This window comes from Xenophilus sp. (genome assembly GCF_044462705.1).
GTDB lineage: Bacteria > Pseudomonadota > Gammaproteobacteria > Burkholderiales > Burkholderiaceae_C > Xenophilus > Xenophilus azovorans.
The window spans coordinates 4,746-6,152 of record NZ_JBIQNC010000255.1 but is presented as its reverse complement, the minus strand read 5'-3'; the positions used below and the strand labels follow the sequence as shown (position 1 = coordinate 6,152).

The 1,407-nt window shown below is 67.5% G+C and carries 1 protein-coding gene; it reads left to right on the top strand.

The features are described 5' to 3' along the window. Positions 1 to 1,153, top strand: a 1,153-nt coding sequence (ppsA, locus tag ACIY1X_RS23930) for a phosphoenolpyruvate synthase (protein WP_399685518.1), incomplete at its 5' end; no start/stop codon positions are given. Positions 1,154 to 1,407: the final 254 nt, after the last annotated feature.

Genomic DNA, 1,407 nt, shown 5'->3' with positions numbered 1-1,407 from the left:
CGCCATCGTCACCAACCGCGGCGGGCGCACCTGCCACGCGGCCATCATCGCGCGCGAGCTGGGCATCCCGGCCGTGGTCGGCTGCGGCGACGCCACCGACCGCCTGAAGGACGGCACCCTGGTCACCGTGAGTTGCGCCGAGGGCGACACCGGCCACATCTACGACGGCCTGCTGGAAACCGAAGTCACCGAGGTGCAGCGCGGCGAGATGCCCGCCATCAAGACCAAGATCATGATGAACGTGGGCAACCCGCAGCTCGCCTTCGACTTCGCCCAGCTGCCCAACGCGGGCGTGGGCCTGGCGCGGCTGGAGTTCATCATCAACAACAACATCGGCGTGCACCCCAAGGCCATCCTCGACTACCCGCAGGTCGACGGCGACCTGAAGAAGGCGGTGGAGTCGGTGGCGCGCGGCCATGCCTCGCCGCGGGCCTTCTACGTGGACAAGGTGGCCGAGGGCGTGGCCACGATCGCGGCGGCCTTCTGGCCCAAGCCGGTGATCGTGCGCCTGTCGGACTTCAAGTCCAACGAGTACCGCAAGCTGATCGGCGGCAGCCGCTACGAGCCGGAGGAAGAGAACCCGATGCTGGGCTTCCGCGGTGCGGCGCGCTACATCAGCCAGGAGTTCGGCGAGGCCTTCGCGATGGAGTGCGAGGCGCTCAAGCGCGTGCGCGAGGACATGGGCCTGACCAACGTGCAGATCATGGTGCCCTTCGTGCGCACCCTGAAGCAGGCCGAGCGCGTGACCGAACTGCTGGCCGGGCGCGGCCTGAAGCGCGGCGAGAACGAACTCAAGCTCATCATGATGTGCGAGGTGCCCAGCAACGCCGTGCTGGCGGACCGCTTCCTGGAATACTTCGACGGCTTCTCGATCGGCTCGAACGACCTGACGCAGCTCACTCTGGGCCTGGACCGCGACTCCGGCCTCGAGCTGCTGGCGGCGGATTTCGACGAGCGCGACCCGGCCGTGCAGGCCCTGCTGGAGCGGGTCATCCAGGCCTGCAAAGGCAAGGGCAAGTACGTCGGCATCTGCGGCCAGGGCCCCAGCGATCACCCCGACTTCGCGCAGTGGCTGGCGGGGCAGGGCATCGAGTCGATCTCGCTCAACCCCGACAGCGTGATCGACACCTGGCAGCGCCTGGCGCAGTCCTGACGGGCCGGCAGGCCGGCCCGCCCGGCGCGGGCCGCGCCTGTTGTTGCACCACGGCGACGTGCGGTGCGCACAAAGGCGCGAAAGCTGCCCGGGAAATCCCTGTCAGCTTCGTGTAATTGAAAAAAATTGTGAGTTTGGTGCCAAACTCCTGCGGAACGCGCCGGCGTGAGTGCCAACTGGCGTTCCGCGCGGCGGTGCAGGACGGAGACCGCCATGATTCTTGTCAAGACCGAAATGGGCCAGCAGGTCATGAG